At 52.5% G+C, this 22299-nt stretch carries 26 protein-coding genes; 8 read left to right on the forward strand and 18 right to left on the reverse strand.

Going from position 1 to position 22299, the window contains the following annotated elements; all coding sequences use genetic code 11:
• Positions 1 to 39: 39 nt before the first annotated feature.
• A complete protein-coding gene (gene ycaC / locus CAG64_RS13235; RefSeq protein ID WP_021704230.1) occupies positions 40 to 663 on the reverse strand; it encodes an isochorismate family cysteine hydrolase YcaC in 624 nt (207 codons plus the stop codon).
• 367 nt (positions 664 to 1030) lie between these two features.
• Between ycaC and CAG64_RS13240 the strand changes: the two genes are divergently transcribed.
• Positions 1031 to 1936, forward strand: coding sequence for a LysR family transcriptional regulator (locus CAG64_RS13240; protein ID WP_161457622.1), 906 nt, complete (start codon positions 1031 to 1033; stop codon positions 1934 to 1936).
• An 87-nt stretch (positions 1937 to 2023) separates the two neighbouring features.
• Here the strand turns inward: CAG64_RS13240 and CAG64_RS13245 are convergent, their stop codons facing one another.
• The 12 genes from CAG64_RS13245 to flgB are packed head-to-tail and all read right to left on the reverse strand — an operon-like array spanning position 2024 to position 12014.
• Positions 2024 to 3067 carry a flagellin gene (locus CAG64_RS13245; protein ID WP_161457621.1) on the reverse strand — a complete coding sequence of 348 codons (1044 nt, stop codon included), beginning with the start codon at positions 3065 to 3067 and terminating at the stop codon, positions 2024 to 2026.
• Positions 3068 to 3084: 17 nt separating this feature from the next.
• Positions 3085 to 3984: a flagellar hook-associated protein FlgL gene (gene flgL, locus CAG64_RS13250; RefSeq protein ID WP_021704233.1), complete on the reverse strand. Its 900-nt coding sequence runs from the start codon at positions 3982 to 3984 to the stop codon at positions 3085 to 3087.
• A gap of 16 nt (positions 3985 to 4000) precedes the next feature.
• Positions 4001 to 5374 carry a flagellar hook-associated protein FlgK gene (flgK, locus tag CAG64_RS13255; RefSeq protein WP_021704234.1) on the reverse strand — a complete coding sequence of 458 codons (1374 nt, stop codon included), beginning with the start codon at positions 5372 to 5374 and terminating at the stop codon, positions 4001 to 4003.
• Entirely contained in the window at positions 5375 to 5923 is a 549-nt protein-coding gene (locus CAG64_RS13260; RefSeq protein ID WP_161453974.1) for a rod-binding protein, read from the reverse strand.
• 9 nt (positions 5924 to 5932) lie between these two features.
• A complete protein-coding gene (locus CAG64_RS13265; protein WP_161457620.1) occupies positions 5933 to 7054 on the reverse strand; it encodes a flagellar basal body P-ring protein FlgI in 1122 nt (373 codons plus the stop codon).
• Positions 7054 to 7725 (reverse strand): flagellar basal body L-ring protein FlgH, encoded by a 672-nt coding sequence (gene flgH / locus CAG64_RS13270; RefSeq protein ID WP_021704237.1) that lies wholly within the window; start codon positions 7723 to 7725, stop codon positions 7054 to 7056. The genes CAG64_RS13265 and flgH overlap by 1 nt, the downstream gene beginning before the upstream one ends.
• Before the next feature lie 29 nt (positions 7726 to 7754).
• Positions 7755 to 8540 (reverse strand): flagellar basal-body rod protein FlgG, encoded by a 786-nt coding sequence (gene flgG, locus CAG64_RS13275; protein WP_021704238.1) that lies wholly within the window; start codon positions 8538 to 8540, stop codon positions 7755 to 7757.
• Positions 8541 to 8567: 27 nt separating this feature from the next.
• Positions 8568 to 9299 carry a flagellar basal body rod protein FlgF gene (locus tag CAG64_RS13280; protein ID WP_161457619.1) on the reverse strand — a complete coding sequence of 244 codons (732 nt, stop codon included), beginning with the start codon at positions 9297 to 9299 and terminating at the stop codon, positions 8568 to 8570.
• An 11-nt stretch (positions 9300 to 9310) separates the two neighbouring features.
• The gene (gene flgE / locus CAG64_RS13285; protein WP_161453975.1) at positions 9311 to 10507 is read right to left on the reverse strand and encodes a flagellar hook protein FlgE; all 1197 of its coding nucleotides are present in this window, start codon (positions 10505 to 10507) and stop codon (positions 9311 to 9313) included.
• A 27-nt stretch (positions 10508 to 10534) separates the two neighbouring features.
• The gene (flgD, locus tag CAG64_RS13290) at positions 10535 to 11215 is read right to left on the reverse strand and encodes a flagellar hook assembly protein FlgD (RefSeq protein ID WP_161457618.1); all 681 of its coding nucleotides are present in this window, start codon (positions 11213 to 11215) and stop codon (positions 10535 to 10537) included.
• Entirely contained in the window at positions 11215 to 11649 is a 435-nt protein-coding gene (gene flgC, locus CAG64_RS13295; protein WP_021704242.1) for a flagellar basal body rod protein FlgC, read from the reverse strand. The genes flgD and flgC overlap by 1 nt, the downstream gene beginning before the upstream one ends.
• Positions 11650 to 11651: 2 nt before the next feature.
• Positions 11652 to 12014 carry a flagellar basal body rod protein FlgB gene (flgB, locus tag CAG64_RS13300; RefSeq protein WP_021704243.1) on the reverse strand — a complete coding sequence of 121 codons (363 nt, stop codon included), beginning with the start codon at positions 12012 to 12014 and terminating at the stop codon, positions 11652 to 11654.
• Positions 12015 to 12092: 78 nt separating this feature from the next.
• Between flgB and flgA the strand changes: the two genes are divergently transcribed.
• The 4 genes from flgA (at position 12093) to CAG64_RS13320 (ending at position 14547) form a co-directional block, all read left to right on the forward strand.
• Entirely contained in the window at positions 12093 to 12884 is a 792-nt protein-coding gene (gene flgA / locus CAG64_RS13305) for a flagellar basal body P-ring formation chaperone FlgA (RefSeq protein WP_161457617.1), read from the forward strand.
• A gap of 171 nt (positions 12885 to 13055) precedes the next feature.
• Entirely contained in the window at positions 13056 to 13337 is a 282-nt protein-coding gene (gene flgM / locus CAG64_RS13310; protein WP_021704245.1) for a flagellar biosynthesis anti-sigma factor FlgM, read from the forward strand.
• Between the two features lie 35 nt (positions 13338 to 13372).
• Positions 13373 to 13819, forward strand: coding sequence for a flagellar protein FlgN (gene flgN / locus CAG64_RS13315; RefSeq protein WP_021704246.1), 447 nt, complete (start codon positions 13373 to 13375; stop codon positions 13817 to 13819).
• A 77-nt stretch (positions 13820 to 13896) separates the two neighbouring features.
• Positions 13897 to 14547, forward strand: coding sequence for a lytic transglycosylase domain-containing protein (locus CAG64_RS13320; RefSeq protein WP_161457627.1), 651 nt, complete (start codon positions 13897 to 13899; stop codon positions 14545 to 14547).
• A 40-nt stretch (positions 14548 to 14587) separates the two neighbouring features.
• Here the strand turns inward: CAG64_RS13320 and CAG64_RS13325 are convergent, their stop codons facing one another.
• The gene (locus tag CAG64_RS13325) at positions 14588 to 14908 is read right to left on the reverse strand and encodes a DUF1244 domain-containing protein (RefSeq protein WP_021704248.1); all 321 of its coding nucleotides are present in this window, start codon (positions 14906 to 14908) and stop codon (positions 14588 to 14590) included.
• A gap of 116 nt (positions 14909 to 15024) precedes the next feature.
• On the reverse strand, positions 15025 to 15897 hold the full coding sequence (locus CAG64_RS13330) for a Tim44 domain-containing protein (RefSeq protein WP_161453977.1): 873 nt from the start codon (positions 15895 to 15897) through the stop codon (positions 15025 to 15027).
• Positions 15898 to 16073: 176 nt separating this feature from the next.
• On the opposite strand from CAG64_RS13330, the gene CAG64_RS13335 reads away from it, so the two are divergent.
• From CAG64_RS13335 to CAG64_RS13345, 3 genes are all read left to right on the forward strand, one after another.
• Entirely contained in the window at positions 16074 to 16664 is a 591-nt protein-coding gene (locus tag CAG64_RS13335) for a TetR/AcrR family transcriptional regulator (RefSeq protein ID WP_021704250.1), read from the forward strand.
• 15 nt (positions 16665 to 16679) lie between these two features.
• Positions 16680 to 18554 carry an MFS transporter gene (locus tag CAG64_RS13340; RefSeq protein WP_021704251.1) on the forward strand — a complete coding sequence of 625 codons (1875 nt, stop codon included), beginning with the start codon at positions 16680 to 16682 and terminating at the stop codon, positions 18552 to 18554.
• Between the two features lie 111 nt (positions 18555 to 18665).
• On the forward strand, positions 18666 to 19589 hold the full coding sequence (locus tag CAG64_RS13345; RefSeq protein ID WP_161453978.1) for a YeiH family protein: 924 nt from the start codon (positions 18666 to 18668) through the stop codon (positions 19587 to 19589).
• On the opposite strand, the gene CAG64_RS23640 is transcribed toward CAG64_RS13345, so the two are convergent.
• From CAG64_RS23640 to menC, 3 genes are all read right to left on the reverse strand, one after another.
• A complete protein-coding gene (locus CAG64_RS23640) occupies positions 19586 to 19744 on the reverse strand; it encodes a hypothetical protein (protein ID WP_202599388.1) in 159 nt (52 codons plus the stop codon). The two genes, CAG64_RS13345 and CAG64_RS23640, sit on opposite strands and share 4 nt — an antisense overlap.
• Before the next feature lie 78 nt (positions 19745 to 19822).
• Positions 19823 to 21235, reverse strand: a complete 1413-nt coding sequence (gene menE / locus CAG64_RS13350) for an o-succinylbenzoate--CoA ligase (protein WP_161457616.1) — start codon at positions 21233 to 21235, stop codon at positions 19823 to 19825.
• Complete coding sequence (gene menC, locus CAG64_RS13355; RefSeq protein WP_161457615.1) at positions 21232 to 22218, reverse strand: o-succinylbenzoate synthase; 987 nt, start codon at positions 22216 to 22218, stop codon at positions 21232 to 21234. Before menC ends, menE begins: the two co-directional genes overlap by 4 nt.
• Between the last annotated feature and the right edge of the window lie 81 nt (positions 22219 to 22299).

The following is a 22299-nucleotide window of genomic DNA, read 5'->3' on the forward strand; positions in this document are numbered from 1 at the left end:
TCACTCCCCCTAAAAATAGCTGACTTTCCAGCACTGTGTTTAGTTACCAGCCAGTGTTGTGTAGCTTGTAATAAGATTGCGATAATCCGGGATATGGTTTGAGAACAACGTGCCCAAGCCTTCAATATCGTTGCGCCAGTCTCTGTGAAGCTCACAAGCGGCGCCAAACCAAGTCATCATCTGAGCCCCCGCCTGAGACATGCGCTCCCAAGACGCGTCACGAGTCATCGGATTGAATGTGCCGGACGCATCTGCGATCACAAAGACTTCATACCCTTCTTCCAAAGCCGATAGCACAGGGAACGCGACACATACCTCGGTGACCACACCGGCAACAATCAGCTGCTTCTTACCGGTTGCTTTGACAGCAGAAACAAACTCCTCGTTGTCCCACGCATTGATTTGTCCCGGACGAGCAATATAAGGCGCATCAGGAAACATCTCTTTCAGTTCGGGAACCAATGGTCCGTTTGGACCAGTCTCAAAACTGGTCGTTAAAATGGTGGGCAGATTGAAGTACTTAGCCATATCGGCCAGAGCCAATACATTATTTTTAAACTTATCAGGCTCAATATCCCGTACCAGCGATAACAAACCGGCCTGATGATCAACTAACAATACCGCTGCATTGTTTTTATCCAAACGGTTGTATTTAAAGCCCATATTCGACTCCTTAACTATAAAGTTTTCGCTATTTTGGGCCAGAATTGACACGCACCTAAACGACCATATCTAAGGTCTGCAATCACCTGGATAATGTCAGTTCCTGCCTCATCGATTGCACAGCAAACATACCGTCTTCGCCGATGGCATCGCTGCGTGATAGTTTGCCTTATATACAATAGACAGGATTTCTGCCTCTCAGTAAGAAAGCCATTTCCTATCCGCTGCGATGCTGTTTGGTTGACGATATTCACAACAGCGTTGATGGCCTATTCCATGTACAACGCCTATACAGATAATACATTTGGCACAATAATCCGGTAGACTGCTAAAATGCGAATCAGTGTTCCATATATAGGACAATAAAATGCAAGATCTCAACGATCTGTATTACTTTGTTCAGGCTTGTGAATACGGTGGCTTTGCCCCGGCAAGCCGGGCATTGGGAATCCCAAAATCCAAACTAAGCCGACGAGTCGCCGGACTGGAGGAACGCTTAGAGACCAAATTGATTTATCGCTCTACCCGCAGCTTTCACCTCACGGAAGTGGGACAAACATATTTCCAGCACTGTAAAGCGATGTTGATCGAAGCCGAATCGGCTCAAAATGCCATCGACTCACTCAAATCTGAGCCAAGAGGGACAATCCGGCTAACTTGCCCTATTGCGTTATTACATGCCCATGTTGGCTGCATGCTGGCCGACTTCATGATGAAATACCCAGAGGTTAATGTTGTACTGGAAGCAGCCAATCGCCGTGTGGATGTGATCTCAGAAGGCATTGATGTCGCCATTCGAGTCCGGCCAGAGCCCATTGAGAACAGTGAACTGGTGATGAGGGTATTGGCCAGGCGCAGCTTGCGCCTCGTTGCCAGCCCTGCCTTAGTCCGTCAATACGGCGCGCCAGACCAATTGAGTGACTTGGCCAACTGGCCCAGCTTGGGCGTTGGCCAAGCTCAACATCAGTTCGTATGGCACTGGCAATCTCCCGAAGGCCGCAACATGGAAATCGCCTATAAGCCCCGCTTGATCACCACGGATATGGTGGCATTGAGAAATGCGGCGCTAGCGAGCGTTGGTGTGGTACAGCTACCAACGCTGATGGTGACCGAACAACTGCGCGACAATACTTTGATTTCGTTACTTCCCGACTGGACGGCGCCTGCAGAAATCATCCATGCCGTTTACCCTTCCCGCAGAGGACAGTTGCCCGCGGTCAGAGCTCTAATTGATTACTTAGTGGAGCGTTACAAGAGTTTTGAGGAGCAATAAAAAAGCACCCATTGTCAGTCACAATGGGTGCTTTTTGTTGGTGCGCTAAGCCGTCATTCAGTCCGACGAACACTGGCCTACATTGTACTATTTCAACAACGCAACAACGGTGTGACGCTTGACATTGGCCTGCGCATTCAATGCCTTGAAGGTGGCAGTGAACTGACCCGCTGAAGCGTGCAGTTCGTCCAGTTTCTGATTGACTTCGCGGTTGGAAATCACAGGCGTCTGCTGACGCAGCGTCTGCATACTAGCCGTGAGTTCTGAGTGGAAATCTCTGGCCTGTTCCAGCCCGGTCTGCACCTGGCGCAAATGCTGATTAACTTTGGCGATGCCCTGCTTAACGCCTTCGCGAGTACTCAGATCAAAGCTCAATTCAGCGATGCCATCCGGCTCGGATTTCAGATTCAGCGCGTTGGCCTGCCCGGCAGGAAAACGGTGCCCTTGCCCCGTGACCAGCACTTTTTTCTGCATCTGCTGATACGATTTTTCCGACGCTTCAAATACGATGGTGCCATCTTGCGCCAGTGACGCGCGCATGCCCATTGGGAGCAGGCTGCGGTCAAGCATTTTGATGGTCCGCTGACTGTCCGCCTGGCCATCAAACTGAATCATCACCGACTTGCCCTGCGGAAAATCGAGACGAATCTGCTCGCTGCGATCACTCAGGCGATGCACATTCAGGCCAGGAATAGAGAAGCGGCGTAGATCCGCCTGATCCAGCTTAAGCTTCAGCTCATTGTCCACCACGCGTTTGCCATCAAAACGAGACTGGTCCAACACCTGCTCAATATTGTGCTTGGCACGACTGAGATTCTCTTTCAGGTTCGGCGTGTTGTGAGCGCCCTGGTTCATCGCTTGCGTCAGACTGCGTTTGATGGTCGTCAGCTCTTTACCAACGTACTGCAGTGAGCGGCTGGCAATCTGCACCGCTGTTGCGTTCTGCTGGCCTTTAGTCACCAGCACGCCCGACATCGAATACGACGGTGCCGTGGTCACCGTTTGTGGTTTTATATAGCGCTGGGTAATCGCTGTACTGTCGTCCGCAGAGCGCGACGGCGCAATTGAAGCCTGCTCCTGTCCGGTGAGTCTGATACTATGCGGACGGACCTCGACGGTACTCATTGCCATATCTGTGTTCCTTGCCCTTAAATGCGGTCAAATAGATTGAGATCGTTGATTTTTACGTAGCTCGCCTGCGTCGCCTGCAAAGCGGCCATGTAATTGCTCAGACGAACCGACGCTTCGGCGTAATCCAACGCCGATAAATCGCTGGTGACTTTATCGACAAACAGCTTATTTTCAGCATGCGCCCCATCCATCAGATCGAGGTTGTTGTGGCGGCCGCCGATTTCTGTCATCGCAGTCAACGTATTCGCCAACGTACCATCAATCGCATCCAGAGTGTTTGCAACTTCGGTCTGGAAATTTGGACTCGGTGCCTGAAATTCGGCTACCAGTACATCAATCTGGTTGAGTACGTTGGCGCCACCGCCCAGTTCAAGGATTTCCTTGGCCGTCATATTGGATTCCATCGTGACGCCTTTGGCGACTGTCACCACACGCTTGTCGGCATTCCCATCGATCACATAGCTGCCGCCACCGTTAGATACTGCGGGTATATCGGATTTTGTGCCCGAAAACAAAAAGTGGCCTTCTTCGTCCTGAGCATTGAAAGAGGACATCACCGAGTCACGCAGACTTTGCAGCTCAATAATCATACCCGAACGGTCTTCTTCGGTGAGCGTGCCGTTCGCTCCCCACAACACCAGTTCACGCATACTTTTCAAGCTTTCGCTGACGGAATCCAGATATACTTCCTGGCTCGACAGCGTTGTTTTTACGTTGGCGATGTTATCTTTATATTGACCAATCGCACTGTTTTCCCGGTCAAGGTTAAGCAGTTTGATCGATGACATCGGATCATCCGACAACTTGGTCAGGCGATCACCGGTCGACATTTGCTGGAGTACCTGCCCCAGACCGGCATTGTTTATCTGCAGACTCTGCAGCATCATTTGACTGAATTGAGTATCACTGATTCTCATAGGTTTTTCCTGCTTATCAGAACAGTTGCAGCACAGAGTCGAACAGTTGGTTCGCGGTGCTGATCACTTTCATGTTGGCGTTGTGAGCATTGGCAAAGGTCATCAGATTGGCTGCCTCTTCGTCGCTGTTCACTGCACTGACGTTGTTGCGTGCTGCTATCGCCTGTTGATTCATGGCATTTTTGGCCTGGTAATCAGAACTGGCCTGACGCGCTTTGATCGCCGTTTCACCAACCATGGAGGTGAATGCATCGTTCAATGTCAGCGAGCCAAAGCCACTGATCGCGACTGGCTTATTGCTAAGCGCAATCAGCGCCGTCAACACGTCACTGTTCCCCGGAGCGCCATCACCTGACAAAGCCAGTTGCTCGGGCTCCAGTTCGGTAATATTGAGGCTGGTCGCCGGATGAGCCGGGTCATAGCTGAATAGCGGCGCACCGACGTTGCCGTTGAGATCCGTACCTGTGGCCAGCACCGCGTTGAATTCATCCGCCAACGCAGCGGCCATTTCATCAATGGAGACCTGGTAAGGCTTGAGCACTTCTTTTTGGTAATCGTTCATTGCGCCCAGCTCACCACCGACCGAGCCATTGATGGCGAAAGTCTGATTGCCAAAGGCCACCTGCAGATCCGCCATGTAAGCGTCGCTGGGGTCAGGCTGCGCGGTCAGTTGCCCGTATTCCCCGCCCATGACCAGCGGCTGACCAGAGGACAGCGAAACTTGCAGGCTACCGTCCGCCTGAGCGGTGGTTTTGACTTCCAGCACTTGCGACAACTGACCAATCAACAAATCTCTGGTGTCCAGCAACTGAGCAGGGTTACCGCCTGTGCCTTTGAGTTCAACGATTTGCTTGTTCGCATCAGCAATGTTGGCCATCAGGCTGTTGGCGTGCGACAGCGCAGCCACGCGCTGTTCACTCAGATCCCGATGCTGATTGTGCATCGATTCGGTCAGCGTATTGAAACGGCGCGCCAGCGCTTCTGCTTCATTGATGATCTGCTGACGAAAGGGAATCGACTCAGGTTTCACCGTGGCGTCATGTAACGCCGCGTACAGAGTATCCAGACCCGCAGACAGGCTAAAACCGTCCGCCCCCAGAGTGTTCTCCAACTGGCTGAAGTTGGAAGTGTAACGGGACGCGTAAGACGACGCGCTGCCGGTTGCCCAGGTCTGCTTGATCAGAAACTCATCGGTGACCCGACGGATGCTGGTGACCTCGACCCCCATACCGGCATCCAGCTTATCGAAACGTGCGCCGGTGACCGAGGCCATCAGTGCTTGCTGACGGCTGTATCCCGGAGTATTGATGTTGGCTACGTTCTGTGCCGTCACATCCAGCGCGACACGGTTGGCGTTAAGGCCTGATAAGGCGATATTGACGATGTTCATTTACAACTCCATTTTTCGGATCAGCGGCTGGGTAAACGCGCTGGTCACGCTCACTTGTTGCAGCAGTTGCTTAACAGAGGCGACCGCTTCAGCGCTGGAGTTAATCAGTTGAGTCAGCTCACTCTGTTCATGCTCATCCAAACGTGAGCTTGCTTCCACTTCATTACGTGGTGGTTCATCGTTCGCCGGTGCTGCAACACGAGTGTCGAACTGCGCTTCTGCCATCGATGGACTCAGTTGCTTCACCAACATGTCAGCAATGCCAGACTGTTGTTTTTTCGCCATTTCGATGGCCAGCTGGCCATCGTACATGTCGCGGAACACCCCGTGCTGTTGGCTGGAGAACGGGCTGTCTTTGTCCGCCAGCACATCGCTGGAACTGCGCATCTGGCGCAGCACCATCTGTAAAAACATGGCTTCAAACTGACCCGCAACCGTTTCCAGTGCCGCTTTGTGGTCGCGACTGTGTTTGATATTGGTTAGTGCGTTGTTATCGTGATAGAGCACGGCGTTCATCTGCGCCTGATCTTTCATCGCATCCAGTTTCATTGCTCCTCCTTAAATCACAACCAGCTCGGCATTCAGCGCTCCGGCCTCATGCAACGCTTGTAAGATTGACATCAAGTCGGTCGGCGTCGCACCCAGGCTGTTCACCGCGCTGACGATCGTGTTCAGTTCCGTACCCGGTGGCCACACCACCATTTGCGCCTGATCTTCACTGATGTCGATTTTGGACTGATCGACCACGGTGGTGTCACCACCAGCAAACGCATTCGGCTGGCTGACCTGCTGCGACTCGGAAATGCTCACAGTCAGATTCCCGTGGCTGACCGCCGCTTCGCTGACTTTGACGCTCTTACCGATCACGACTGTGCCGGTACGAGAGTTAAACACGATACGCGCTGGCTTCCGCCCTTCTGTGACGCTCATCTCTTCGAGCATCGACATCATGGTGACGCGCTGTTGTGAGTCTTGCGGGGCACGCATGTCAATCCGAGCGTTATTCACCGCGACCGCCACATTAGGACCGAACGTCTGGTTAATTTTGCGCGCGATGTTCTTGGCCGTGGTAAAGCTGGCTTTGCGCAGGTTCAGTGTGATCTGCTCTCGCTGGTTGAAATCACTGGAGATCTCACGCTCCAGTGTCGCACCATTAGGAATACGGCCAGACGTCGGCGTGTTCACGGCCACTTTAGAGCCACTGCGGCCTTCAGCGGACAATCCACCCACCACGACGTTACCTTGCGCCACAGCATAAACTTCGCCGTCAATACCCCGCAGAGGCGTCAACAGCAGCGTACCGCCGCGCAGGCTTTTGGCATCACCAATCGATGACACCACCACATTGAGTGTCTGACCGGGGCCGGCCATCGGATCCACCGTTGCCGTCACACTGACCGACGCCACATTGCGCAGTTTCGGGTTCATACTGTCATCAATCTGCACGCCGAACTGGCGCAACATATTGGTGACCGACTGAGCGGTAAATTTAACCTGGTTGCGGTCACCCTGACCGTCCAAGCCAACCACCAGACCATAACCCACCAGTTGGTTTTCGCGGATGCCCTGAACATCCACCAAATCCATGATTGGAATTTCGACCTCAGCCTGAGCCGTCGCCGATGTACCCAGACTCAGCACCATGAGAAAAGTGGCGAAAAATACGTGAATTCGTTGCATTAGAATGGCACCCATGGACTGTTAAAGAATTGAGTCAGCCAACCGGAGGCATTGCTGTCTGCAAGTGCGCCACGGCCGGAATACGTAATGCGCGCATCACCGATACGCTGTGAAGAGACTTGGTTATTACGGCTGATGTCATCCACTCGCACAATCCCGTTGAGGCGAATAAATTCATCCCCTTGGTTGAGGCGAATCCATTTTTCGCCACGAATCCGCAATACGCCGTTAGGCAGCACTTCGTGCACGGTCACCGTGATGGCACCTTTGAGCTTATTGCCTTGCGAGCTCGAGGCACTGCCATCGAAACCACGATCAGCATCAACACTCACACCCAGATCATCAATGGTTTTGGCACCAAATACCGGCGCGGTAAAATTCACGTTGGACGATTTGCCGTATTTGGTGCCGGCTTTTTTGCTCGATTGCGTCTCTTCTGATAACACCACCGTCAGGATATCGCCGACCCGGTAGGCACGACGATCCTGAAACAGAGTCATGGTGTACTGATGACGATAAAGGCTGCCATGTTGGGCTTCGGGCAAAGAGTAATCCAGCGTGGGTGGCGCGTACTCTTGCGTATCCGGCTCCGGCGGTAAAAATTCCTGACGTCCGGCACAGCCGGCCAGCAGTATGACCGCGACTGTCCAACTTTTAGAAAGCCATTTCATTGCATTATCCTTCATCATCACCACTTTACTTACACTGACTGAGCGACGAACTTAAGCATGTCGTCCGCTGCTGATACTACTTTGGCGTTCATTTCGTAGGCACGCTGAGTGGTGATCATGTCCACCATTTCTTCTACGACCTGTACGTTCGAACCTTCCAGAGCTCCCTGTTTAATGGCACCGACGCCATCTTCACCGGCGATCAGCTCATCCGCCTGACCACTGGCTTCTGTTTCACGGAACAGGTTGCCACCAAGTGCTTCCAAACCGGCCGGGTTAATGAATTTTGCCAGCGTGATCTGACCCAATTCCTGTGGCGCCGGGTCGTCAGCAGTGGTCGCTGTGACCGTGCCATCTACCCCAACCGACACTGAAATCGCGTTGTCCGGGATCTGAATTTGCGGTTCCAGCGGCAGGCCCTGACTGTTCACCATCAGACCTTCCGAGTTCACGTGGAACTGGCCGTTACGGGTGTACATGATCTGTCCGTCTGAATTTTCGATCTGGAAAAAGCCCTGGCCCATGACGGCCAGATCCAGCTCTTGGCTGGTGTTTTGGGTATTGCCCTGCGTGAACACTTTCTGCGTGCCGACCACACGTACACCACTACCCAGTTGTACCCCTGTTGGCAGTTGGTTGATTTCATCGACCTGTGCACCAGGCTGGCGCTGAATGCTGTAAAACAGATCTTCAAACACCACGCGGTCACGTTTGAAACCAACCGTGTTTACGTTCGCCAGGTTGTTGGAAATAGCGGTCATCTTCGTGTCCTGAGCCGCCATCCCGGTTTTGCTTACCCATAATGCTGAATGCATCGTTTGTTCTCCTTACGGACGCGCGAATTAACGCGCGCTCATCAATTTGTTTCCGGCCTGAGCCAGTGTTTCTGCGGTCTTCATCATGCGAATTTGCATTTCGAAGTTCCGTGTCAGTGACATCACGGTGAGCAGCTCATCAATGGCAGACACGTTACTGCCTTCAATGTGCTCCGGCGCCAGTTGCACCGTCTCATCGGCTTCAAACGGCACGCCCGCTACGTTGTGCAGTAAACTGTCACTCTCTTTTTGCAGCTCTTCCATCGGCGGCTTGACCAATTTCAACCGGCCCACTTCCAATTCCGCACCGCCGCCCGGTGGAATCACCGATACCTGGCCGCGCTCGCTGATTTCCACTTTCTGGTAATCCGGCAATATCAGCGGGCCGTTGTCGCCCATCAGCGGGAATCCGTTGACATACAAAGCACCGAAGTTATCCACTTCGATGTTACCGGCACGGGTATACGCTTCCTGCCCTTCCGGTGTCTGTACGGTGAGGTAACCGTCACCCATGATGGCGACGTCCAGCGGGCGACCTGTTTTCACGATGTCGCCAGCATCAAATCGGGTCATGGCCGAATTGGTCGCCACCATAGTGCGGCCATCAAAACCAGAACCGTGCAGTGGTACGCTGCGTACTCGCTCCATATCGGCACGGAAACCGGCCGTGTCCGCATTGGACAAGTTGTTGGAGCGAACATGCTGGGCTTTGAGAACCCGGCTGGCGCCCGAGGTGGCGGTAAATAACAAACTATCCATGTGAAGCCTCGTTAAACTGCGTTAAATAACGCCTGGGTCAGTTTGTCATTGGTGGAGATGGTTTTCGCATTCGCCTGGTAGTTGCGTTGCGCGGTCATCAGACTGACCAACTCACTGGTGAGATCAACGTTAGAACCTTCCAGCGCTCCCGGCGTCAAATCACCTAACGTACCGCTGCCCGGAACGCCCATCACTGGCGCGCCTGAGCTGTAGCTCTGTGTCCATGCAGTGCCGCTGACTTTCGACAAGCCCTGAGGGTTGGCAAAGTTCGCCAGAATCACCTGGCCTTGCAGTTGCGACTGACCATTGGTGTACGTCGCATACACCATACCGTTGCCTTCAACACGCACGCCCGCCAGTTCTCCTGAGGTGTACCCGTTCGGGTTATTGGTGCTGACGCCAAATGCCGCGCCAAACTGAGTGCTGCCCGCCAGGCTGAGATCAACGCTGACCGGATTGGCACCCGCTGCCGGGAAGCTGACGTTAAAGGTACCCGTTGGTGAAGACAGAGTGCCGTCTGCATCAAAGGTCATCGCCTGAGTGGTCACTGGCGTCGCGCTGCCATCCACCTGTACATTCACTTCCCAGGTGTTGTCTGCGGTCTTGGTGAAGTACTGTGTCACCGTGTGCGAGTTACCCAGAGAGTCGTACACTTTTGAGGTGTAAGACGAGTTGAATGAGCTAGGATCATTCGGGCTGAACGGGTTGGCGGTTTGATCGACAACATCCGCGCTGGCATCAAAGTTGGCCACAAACTCGAGTTTGTCCGTCGCTTTGGCGTTCAGAGACGAAGTAGAAATTTTGATGTCACCGGTTGAACCGGTCAGCAGGTTGTTGTTGCCATCCACGCTGTAACCTTGCAGTTTTGCACCAGTGTTACCAACAACGTAGTTGTCTTTGTCCGTACCGAAGACGCCAGCACGGGTATACAGTGTCTGACCCATGGTGTCTTTGGTGACAAAAAAGCCGCTGCCGTTGATCGCCAGGTCCATAGAACGACCCGTGCCAGACACAGAACCGTTCTTGTCGAAGTTCTGTGAGATGGCAGCAACTTCTACCCCGCCTGGCTGCATGCCGTTGTAAACCGCAGCAAACTCTGTACGCGCGCCTTTGAAGCCGTACGTTGATGCGTTGGCAATGTTGTGGCTGATGGTATTTAATTCTTTATTGGTAGCATCCAGGCCACTTAGTGCGATATTGAAACTCATGACTAACCTCTTGTTTCCTTTATTTGGTTATGCGCCAAACTGTGTAATTTGATAGAAAGGTACGCTGCCCACGCCGGCCACATTGACCATCGCTGCACCGCCTGTATTAGGAATACGAACTTGCTCGACCTGGCCGGCCAGCAACACATTCGGACGGCTCTGACCGTCCTGGACATCAACCGAGACCGTGTATTTGCCCGGTTTCAGGCCCAGCTCTTGCGGGTTAACCGAGAAATCCACTTCACCGGCAGTGTGCGCGCCAAGCGGCACCTTAGTGGCTTGCCCGTACTCATCTTTGAGTACCAGCGTGACCTGGTTGGACGCATGCTCCAGTTGAACTTTACCACTCTGAACACCGTCAGTGAGGTCAAACTCATTGGATGAGACGTACACAGTCTGGCCGACCAGACCCGCAGTCGACAGCACTTGCATGTTGTCGAGCAACACCATGCTGTTTTGCATCAAACCAGACATGTTCTCCATGCTCTGTACCTGAGAGAATTGCGCCAACTGGCTGACGTACTCGGTACCGTCTAACGGATTAAGCGGATCCTGGTTTTGAATCTGCGCCACCATCAAAGAAATGAACTCGTTTTCCAGTGATGCCGCGCTGTTCATGTCCTGCGGGTTCGAGGCAATTGCCGCATCCGCCGCATTATTCTTCGTTGGTGAGTCCGCGCTGAGCGCGGTGTATTGTGCGATGCTCATTAACTGCCCTGCCCTAACTTGAGCAGACCCTGCTGCATGCTTCTGACGTTGGACAACACTTCCACGTTAGTTTCAAAGCTGCGGGTCGCCGACATCATGTCGGCCATTTCCGACACCACATCAATGTCCGGGTAGTAAACGTAACCTTCGCTGTTGGCCAACGGATTATTCGGTTCGAAACGTTTCTCCGCCTCAGCCGAACTTTTCACCACATCGACGATGCGTACTTCCGCGTTGGGATACACGCTCTCGTTAGCCGTGAGTTGGGTTTTGCCGTAAACGGTTGCAAAAACCGGCTTGAGTGCTTTATACGCATCATCCGGATTTGCAGACACGGCGTCTGCGTTAGCCAGGTTACTGGCCACGGTGTTCAGACGCACGGTTTGCGCTGTCATCGCCGATCCGGCGATGGAGTAGATATCAGTGAATGACATGATTATCGTCCCTCGATCGCTTTCGCCAGGCCATTAAACTTCATGTTGAGAAACGTCAGGCTGGTCTGAAAGTCCATGTTGTTTTGAGTGAACTTGGCTTGCTCCACACCCAGCTCAACAGTGTTGCCGTCTTTGCTGTTCTGATATGGAATCGAATACTGAGCCGACACCTGCAGTTTCGGCACCGGTTTATTCACGTTTCCGGGTGACATACTGCTCATCACAGTATTGAAACTGAGGTCTCTGGCCTGATACCCCGGGGTATCAACATTTGCTAGGTTACTGGCCAGGACTTTGGTACGCTGAACGCGAAAGTTCAGTGCTTCCGGGTGTACACCTAACGCATTTTCAAAACTTATCGCCATGCATCTTTCCTTACAGTCGGCTCGAATACCCATACACTGAAACAAGATGCGTGCCATAAAATAAAACAAGTAATATCAATGATTTATAAAAAAGGAAGGAAGTGCGACTTCCGCTTCACGGAAACAACTTTCGCAGGGAGGAAGCCTCAAACTTCCTCCATAGCGCTGCTGCTGACTCTCACAGGCGGACTCTGGTTGGCCCCGGCCCATGGCAAGACTATGAGTGAGCAAAGTCTGCGTGAGGAGGTAGCCCATACCTATGAACAAGAGCTGGCACAGTACGCCAGTATCAATGACTGGGGACCTTATCAAAGTGACTACAAAATCTGGGTTCCCGGATCAGCCAACCACCTACCGCAGTGCGCCAGTGAGCTGGTGATCAGCGGCCGGGATCATCAATCTGTGCCCGTCGGCAATCTCAAACGCTCTGTCAGTTGTGAAGACACGGACAACAACTGGCGCCTCAATGTCACCATCAAAGCCAGCTTAACGCTGGATGTAGTGGTCACGGAAACCGCCATCGGCCGCGACCAAACCGTCACGGCCCAGAGCCTCAAACTGGAACAACGTACCTTAAGCCGCGATGATCGCTTCTTCACTGCCATCGCCAACGCAACAGGCTTGCAGACCCAACGTCGGATACGCTCTGGACAGATACTCAATCCGCGCTTGCTGAATGCGCCCCCACTGGTTGAAAAAGGGAATCAGGTGGTGATCATCGCCACCAAAGACGGATTTACCGCCAGCACTCGGGGCGTGGCACTGGAAGACGGAGGAAAAGGTGAGCAAATCGACGTGGAAAACAGCCGCTCAGGTAAGGTCGTACGGGCGGTGGTCAGCGGTTTGAATCAGGTCCATACCCAATTCTGAATTTGGACTCAGGTTATCACTTTTGAGCTTTGGCGCTCGTCAGTAGCGCCAAAAATCAGGTACATATCTTCGCGTCGCGCGTTTTTTTCAAAAAAACGTGCAAAACACTTAATGCCAGCCTACACATGGTCGCCACTAATGTGTAACTAGTGATGATTGAGGATAACCAGCATGAAAATCGACAAAGTCGCGGGCGGTCACGTCCCACAGACCGACTTCAGTCAGGCGAGTAAAAAACCACTGGAAGCGCCTGCGCCACGTTCACCCGAAGCCGCGCAGTTTAACGCCAATACCGCCGCGCTGGATAAAGCTCAGAGTGAACTGGCTGCTCTGCCAGACGTTGACATGGCCAAAGTTGAACAGGTTCGAAACGCCTTAGTGCGCGGTGAACTGAGCCTGGATACGCATGCTCTGTCACAGGCCGTCATGCGTTTCCATACAGGCCACGAATAACAGACTAACCCTCACCTTTTCGTCAGGAGCGAGAAATGGCGCAGACCAAGTCGCAACGCATTCAGACCTTTTTCCGTTCAGTCGGGGATGACATCAAACTGTATCATCAGTTGTTACCCCTGCTGAAAAAACAACAGACCCTATACCTGGCATTTAATGGCCCGGAGCTGAGTGAAAACATTCGCCAACAGGTGCCGATTCTCAATCAATTGAGCCAATCGGCGCAGCAACGCGCGCAATGCATGGAAAGCCTTGGCCTGCCAGCCAGTGAACAAGGGGTTCAATCTCTGCTCAAAGTGTTGCCGACAACCTTGCGTAACCAGGCAACTCGTCAGTGGCAGAGTTTGCATCAGTTGGTGGATGAATGTCAGCAGTGCAACCAGAACAATGGCAAAAGCTCGGCAGCATTTCATGAGATGTTGTCACAACTGGTGTCTCCGGGACAACACACATACCAAGAGCAGACATTTCCCTCCGCATGACCCGTTTCAGGTTGCAGCCGTTGTTCCTCTTGCTTTGGCCATTCAAAGTCAGGTGGCTGCATCCACTTTTCTTCCTTATGCTGGCGGCGCCTGTCGCCAGCCTTGCATCGCCCTCCAGTCAGTCGATTGAACAGCAACTACGCATCCTGACGCCCTATCAGAGCCATATCCAACAGCGACTGGAGCAGTTCAGCCCGCTGATTCAGCAGATTTTCCATCAACTGGAAGAACAAACCTTACCTGTGTCACTGGCACTGGTGCCAATGCTGGAATCTTCCTACGATCCGAAAGCCGTGTCTCACGCCAATGCAGCCGGATTGTGGCAGCTCATGCCAGCAACGGCACAACGTTTTGGTCTGACGGTCACCGCTCAGCAGGATCAGCGCTTTGATACCGACGCCAGTACCCGCGCAGCCATTCGCTACCTGGCCTTTCTTTACCGGAAATTCGACGGTGATATGGCACTCACCTTAGCGGCGTACAACGCAGGAGAAGGACGGGTAGCCAGAGCCATCAAAGCCGCCGGGAGCCGCAGCTTTCCAGAGCTTACCTTGCCTCAGGAAACACAAACTTATGTCAGTCGCTTTTACGCATTGAGCCACCTGATTGACATCAATCAGCTGCGCCGCGAGACATTCAGCCCACTGTTTCTGTTTGGCGGCCAACAACCAAACACAACCCGGCCTTTAATAGATCTGACGCCGTTGCCACCGTTGATTTCGTTGTAAGCTGAAAACGATACGCCCCGGACGGATGCCGGGGCGAAGATTATTTTTTGTTCTGGCGCGCGTCAAAGGCTGCCAACTGTTCTGGTGTCGCAGGAGGTTGGTGGTTCTTTTTCCACTCGTCGTATGTCATGCCATACACGCGTTCACGCGCGTCATCGATATCCAAATCCATACCTTGGTTATCGGCTTCAGCTTTATACCACTTGCTAAAGCAGTTGCGACAGAATCCAGCCAGAATCATCAGATCGATATTCTGGACATCTTTGTTGTCATCCAGATGAGACAACAAACGACGAAATACCGCCGCGTCCAGTTTGTCCTGTTCTTGCTGTGACAAGTTTTTATATTTGAATTCAGCCACTTTACTTTCCTTTCTTTGATTAGTGCATGCCTTTAGTATGCGTCAAGCAGAGCAGAATTTCGATACAAAAACGCCCAGTACGAAGCTGGGCGTTTTACTGCAGGATAAAGAGAAAATTACCCCTGAATACCCACAATCAACCATGGCGCATTAGGGGCGGTCAAATCACGCTCTAAATGCCAGATATCTTCGATCTCTTCTTCGATACCTTCCACTGCGTCACGGTAACGACCGCTGAACTGCAAGCTCAATTGTGCTTTGTTCGCGTCGTAGTCAGCGCGGACGATTTCTGCGTCTACGTACATCACATCAGTATGTTGTTCACCTGAAAGTTTGGCACGCTCTTCTTTGAGATCCTCAAACAGGCTCGGTGAGACGTATTCTTCAATCTTGTCCAGTTCATTATGGTTCCATGCACCTTGCAAAATTCGATAGTGCTCGCGCGAACCGTTCAGGAAGGCTGCCTGATCAAAACCTGGAGGGTAATTGTGCGGAATGTCCGTTTGGCCGCCAAAACCAAAGCCACCTGCGTTGGTGTTTGGCTGTTGCTCAAAATTGTGCACATTTGGTTGCTCGAACTGACTGGTGTTGCCACCAAACGCCGGCTGTTGACGATGCTGGTTCATGCTACCCTGTTTCGCGCCCAACATACCGCGCATCAGTTTGAATAACAGGAAAGCCACCAGACCAATAATCAGAATATCCATGAACTGGATACCTTCAAATGCGCCACCAAACATCGCGGCCAGAAGGCCACCCGCTAACAGGCCACCCAGAAGACCACCCATCAGACCTTTTTTACTCGCGCTTTTGGTTGCGCTCTGATCTTTGCTCAGGGTGTTGGTGTTTTGCTGTTGTTGTTTTGGCGCTGGCGCCGTCTTGTAGCTTTTGCCAAAAGACTTACCGCCACCGAATTTTTTCGCTTCCGCAATTGGTGTTATCGCTACCGATACCATCAAGAATGCGACCAGGGTAAAAAGACGTTTCATGCTCTTCCTTTGAAGTTTATAGAGGCAAGTTAATAATAGCCGCAGAAACTATGCGAAGAAACCATGCCAGACAGAATACATGTATCAGAATATTGCAAAATACGACGGTATGAGTTGCAGATCGGTTTGTTGCTAACATAGAATTATTGAACAATGTTCTTTAAAGACTAACTGAAATGGCACGACGAAACGACCACACCAGAGAAGAGCTTGTTGCTCTGACACTTAACACCGTTAAGGTGTTCCTCAATGATCATTCACATCATGAACTCAGCCTGCGCAAAATCGCCAATATGATCGGTTATGTGCCAAGCACTCTGGTTAACGTTTTCGGTAACTACAACCTGCTGTTGTTACACGCGGTGGCACAAACACTGGATGAGCTGGCGGGCGAAGCCCGTACCGTGATGTCAGCCAGCCGGGATCCTCAAGCGGCTCTGTACGATCTGGCCTACTGTTATCACGATTTTGCCCAGCGCTACCCACATCGCTGGCAGCTTATTTTCGAACATAATATGAATGGCGACGATCTGCCACAGTGGCAGGCGGAACGAATCGATAACATGACTGGAATGCTGGAAGATTTACTGAAAGTGCTGGCACCACATCGCACTGACTCAGAAGTATTGCAGGCCAGCCGGGTTTTATGGGCCGGAGTACATGGAATTACTCTGCTTAGTGTCGACGATAAATTTTTTGCCGCAGAACCCATTGATGGAAAAGAGTTAATCGAGAATCTACTCTCCAATTATCTGGCCAACTGGTAAGCTCAGGGAAAGGCAATGCCACAATATCATCAGACGTCTCTACTCGGGCAGCGACGCTTTCTGCCCTACTTCGTCACTCAGTTTTTCGGCGCGTTTAACGACAACATTTTTAAAAACGTTCTGCTACTCTTCGTTGCGTTCGCCGGTGCTAACGTGCTGCCCGTATCCAGTAACCTGTTTATCAACCTGGCGGCGGGCCTGTTTATCCTGCCATTCTTTCTCTTCTCCGCCAGCGCCGGGGTGCTGGCCGATAAATACGAGAAGTCCGCATTTATCCGCAAAGTCAAACTCGCGGAAATTCTGATCATGTGTCTCGGTGCCATCGGTTTTATCACCGAAAGTTACGGTATTTTACTTCTGCTATTGTTCCTAATGGGCACTCAATCGGCATTTTTCGGCCCTGTGAAATATGCGCTGCTGCCACAGCAGCTAAAACAGCAGGAGCTAGTACCGGGTAATGCCCTGGTGGAGACAGGGACATTTCTGGCGATACTGCTTGGCACACTCGGAGCTGGCGTAATTGCCTCGGCTGATAATGCCAAATACGTCGCTGCAGGCGCCGTGGTATTGTTTGCCGTGCTCGGCTATCTGGCCAGTTGCTACATTCCTGACGCCCCCGCCGCGGATCCAAATCTCAAGTTTCGCTGGCAACCCATCAAACAAACCCGCCAGACCATCGCCATTGCTAGGTCAGATCGGGTGATTTTTCTTTCACTGATGGCAATCAGCTGGTTCTGGTTTCTCGGCGCAGCTTATCTGACTCAGTTTCCCAACTTCACCAAAATTCACCTTAACGGCAACGAAAGCGCGGTCTCTTTCCTGCTGGCGCTGTTTTCCATCGGCATCGCAGCCGGTTCAATGGCCTGCGACAAACTGTCTAATCACCGCATTGATGTCGGCATCGTACCGATTGGTAGCCTTGGTATCACCATCTTCGGGTACCTGATGGCCAGTGCGGTCCCTGAATACCTACCGCAATTTACCTCTTTTTCAGAATTTGTCAGTGAACGAAGTTTGTGGCCGGTGTTTGTTTATTTGTTGCTGATTGGCGTCTCTGGCGGGATATTCATTGTGCCTTTGTATGCTCTGATGCAGCAGCGCGCCAAACCCGAGCAGCGTGCTCAGGTCATCGCGGCGCTCAACATCTACAACTCATTACTTATGGTGGGCAGCGCAGTACTTGGCATCGTTTGTCTGACCGTGCTGGGCATGTCCATTCTGCAACTGTTTATCCTGTTGGCGGTGCTCAACTTCCTCGTTACTGCGTATCTGTTTTTACAGGTCCCCATTTTCGTGGTGCGCTTTGTAGTGTGGATGCTGACCCACACCATGTACCGGGTTCGACATAAGAATCTTCATCATCTTCCAGAGGAAGGCGGAGCCCTACTGGTATGCAATCACGTCAGCTATATGGATGCGCTGCTGCTAAGTGCCGTATGTCCGCGACTGATTCGTTTTGTCATGGAAGAAGACTACGCCAACTTCCGCCCTGCCCGACGGTTTCTCAAACGCGCGGGAGTGATTCCAATTTCGGCCAGCCGGCGAAATTCCATCCGCCGGGCGTTTAATGACGTGGAACAAGCGCTGCGTGACGGGCACATTGTGTGCATTTTCCCAGAAGGTCGGTTGACCTCTGATGGTGAAATGAATGAGTTCCTGCGCGGCATGGATCTGATCCTCAAACGCAGTCCGGTTCCCGTGATCCCTTTGGCGCTCAAAGGAATGTGGGGCAGCTACTTTAGCCGTTACAAAGGTCGAGCCTGCAAAGGAATACCGTGTCGCTTCCGGGCCAGGATTGAAATTGAAGCCGGCTCACCGGTTGAGCCCAAAGCAGCGACGACACAGCTGATGTTCGACAAGGTCGCCGCGCTGCGAGGCGACTGGAAGTAGCAATAGGCCATGAGCGTTCAGTTTTTCTGAACGCTCATTCAATTGATTAAGACAGATTGATCCGAACGCTTCCGCTAGACTAGAGCGTTCAACTCCTTAACTTTACCGATCATGAACCGAGCCCTTCAGCAGTTACCTTTCTGGTTGCTTATTCTTGTATGCCTGACCCCTTATGTATCGTCACCGTCAGCTCTGGTGCTCGGTTTTCTGCTCTCCAGCCTCGGTCTGGTACCGAAAGAATTTGCGCTGGCCAAAGTGACCAAGAAATTGCTCGCCTACTCAATCGTTGGGCTGGGTTTCGGGATTCAGTTTCAACAAGCGCTGGCGGTCACTTCTGATGGCATTGGCCTGATCATCGCCACCATTGTCGGTACTCTGGTGGTCGGCTGGTTCGCTGCGCGCGCCATCGGCCTCAACCGCAAGACCGGTTATCTGATCGCCTCCGGAACGGCGATTTGTGGCGGCAGTGCCATTGCGGCTGTCGCACCGGCCATCAAAGCCAATGATGAACAAATTGGCCTGGCACTGGCGACCGTATTTGTCCTCAATTCAGTAGCACTGTTTTTGTTTCCACTGATTGGTCATGCGCTGCATCTCGACCAACATACTTTCGGCACCTGGGCGGCCATCGCCATTCATGACACGTCTTCGGTGGTGGGGGCGGCGTCCGCGTATGGCGAGGAAGCGCTGACCACGGCTACGACTCTCAAGCTGGCGCGTGCGTTATGGATCATTCCGGTTGCGTTACTCAGTGCGTGGCTGTTTCGCAGCGACTCGAAGAAAGTCACTATTCCATACTTTATCGTGTTTTATTGTGTCGCTATTTTTGTCAGCGATATGTGGCCGCAATTTGATGTGTGGTATAGCGGCATTTTCGCGCTGGCTAAAAAGGCGTTGGTGGTGTGTCTGTTTTTTATCGGGTGTGGTATTTCCATCGACCGCCTGAAATCAGCCGGACCGAAACCGCTGCTGTTTGGGGTGAGCTTGTGGATCGCCATTTCAGTCAGTTCACTGAGCTGGCTGATGTGGGCTTAATGTCCGACTGGCGGTGACCGACGCTTTGCATTGAGCATTAGTACCACAACCAGTAAAAACGCCGACAGCTCGACCACCGAGCGGATCAAGCCTTGCGTCTGGGTCGCAACAAACAGCTGCATCAGTACCGCCAAAACCAGAATAATACGCACCATGTCTTATTCCCCTGAAGTCAATAAACTTCACTTATTATGAATCAGGGTTATATCGAGCTTAAATTCTGTTTTGGACTATCAAATAACCAGATAGCCACCCGGTTGACGAGACAGCCAGCTTTTGATCGCTTGACGCGAGATTTTGATGCCACTCATCGACAGCTGCGGCATCGCGACGAACGCATCGGGGATCTTGAATTTCTCAGTCTTACCCAACATCCAACTGGCGAGATCCAGTTCATTCACATTGGCGTCACTTTGCACAATCGCCACCGGGCGAGCACCAAACTTCTCATCCTCTACTGGCACGACGATCACCTGATTCACCTGTGGATGCCTGGCCAGAACCGCCTCAATCTCCTCACAATGGATGTTTTCTCCGCCGGAGATAAACAGATTATCGGCGCGGCCGATGATCCGCAATTCATCCCCCACCCACTCACCAAGATCGCGGCTGTCAAACCATCCGGATTGCTGTCGAATTGGAGTCAGCGCGCCTTGATGATAGTAACCACTAGCTAATGTCTCTCCGGCAATGTAAATACGCTGCCCATCTAGCATCACTTGCCGGAGCTGTAACACCCGTCCTGCGCTCACAATATTATCAATACGTTTGGCCGTGACAGTCGAGGCGGCTTCCGTCATACCATAACCAAGCCAGGTTTCGATGCCGATCGTCGCTGCGCGCTGGCTGAGGCTAAGCGGTACATGACTCCCCCCCAGTAACACATGGGTCAGCGCCAGTGTCTGCTCGCTGTCGAGTAAACCGCGCAGTTGCGTAGCGACCAAAGAGGCATGCGTCGCGCCCTGAATATCCTCGCTCAGGTTACCCTGCCCGATTTTCAGACACGCTCCGCGATACAGCCAGCGATAAACAATGGCCAGACCGGAGACGTGGTACATGGGTAAACTCAATAGCCAGCAATCATCGCGCTGAAATGAAAATGCCTCCAGCAGCCCGGCTGCCGAAGCCAGATGCTGCTGTGAGGTATGCGCGACCGCTTTCGGCATACCGGTTGACCCGGAAGTAAACACAATGGATGCCAGACGCTCACGCCCAGCGCCCAGTACCACAGAACTGGCCTCACCACGTTGTAGGCTCACTCTTCGAGTACGCTGTTCCAGTTGGTTGAGTTCAAAAGAGGTGTACTCCGCCACCACTTCCGGACTGAGCCACAACGCTGATGCGTCTTGATTGCGGTACAACACTTCCAGCTTGGCCTTTAGCATGTCCAACGGCTGCGGCATGGTAAACGCTGTCACGGCGCCACGTTCAAGACAAGCCAGAAACAACAGCAGCATGGCGGCACTATTTTTGCCCACCAGCGTCACCACATCACCGCTCTTCACACTCTGCGCCGCCAAACCGGCGCCATAGCCCTGGATGGTGTCACTCAGTTGCTGCCAGGTGTAATTGCGCTCGGGCGTTTGCAATGCAATAGAAAGCGGGCTCTTTTGAGCCCACTGAGAGACCAGAGAGGACAGTGTCATGACTGCCACAACAAGGCTTGTTCGTGTAATGGCACCACCGGCAAATCGCACCCCGGCCAGCCTTGTTCCAACTGAGTCTGAAACAGACGAACAGTATCAAGCCCTGGTACTTCATCCGGGAGTTGCCACTTCGCTAGACGCGCAAGTTGGGTGAGACCAAGGCTCGACTCAATACTCGAGCTGATAACAGCCTGAATGCCCAATTCTCGCGCACGTTCAATCAAGCGGATACACCGCTGAACCGACCCAATCAAAGTCGGCTTGATCACCATCGCTTTCACACCGGTGAGATCTTCCAAACGGAAGTCACTTTGTTGCACCGCATGCTGGAGTGTTTCATCCCAGGCAATAGCAATCCCCGTATCGATAGCGAAAGAGAGACTGTCACCAGGTTGCAGGCAAGGCTCTTCCAGAAACGCAATCCGCTGACGCAACGACGGAGCGATATAGCTGGCAAACTGGTGTGCTTTTTCCGGTGTCCATGCCCGGTTGGCATCCAAACGTAGGGTGAGATCCGGAATGGATTCCAGAAACAGATTCACCAACATGCCGTCACGAATGGTTTCGTAAAGGCCCACTTTAATTTTGGCGACTTTCTTACCCGGCATTCGCTCTAGAACGGGCAGTAGCTCATCCGGGTCCCCGGTACACAACGGTGCCGCCAGATAATTACCCTCGCGAGGCAACACCCCGTTTAACTCCAGCTCTGCCATGGAAAAACCCAGTGCCGCTGACGGGCAATGCTGATCGCAGTCAAACGATTCACCGCGCACCCAAAGTTCGGCCATAGCCTGAACGTCTAAACCCGCCTGTTCAAGGGTTTCATGGCTAAAGCCTGGCAGTGGTGCCACCTCCCCTCGGCCGGTGACGCCATTTTCTGTCAACTCGACAATGTATCCGATGCGTTGCGTTAATTTGTTATCCCGCAGAATAACCCCGCTATCCATCGGCAGTTGATAACGATACAGTTTGGCTGATCTCATATCCCTTCCCAATCCTTACGCTGGCCCACCGGCTACAGCCGGAGGGGTATTTTCGTTATATGACCGTTTGTTCCAGCCATT

The organism is Vibrio sp. V38_P2S17PM301 (genome assembly GCF_009904845.1).
Taxonomy (GTDB): domain Bacteria; phylum Pseudomonadota; class Gammaproteobacteria; order Enterobacterales; family Vibrionaceae; genus Vibrio; species Vibrio proteolyticus.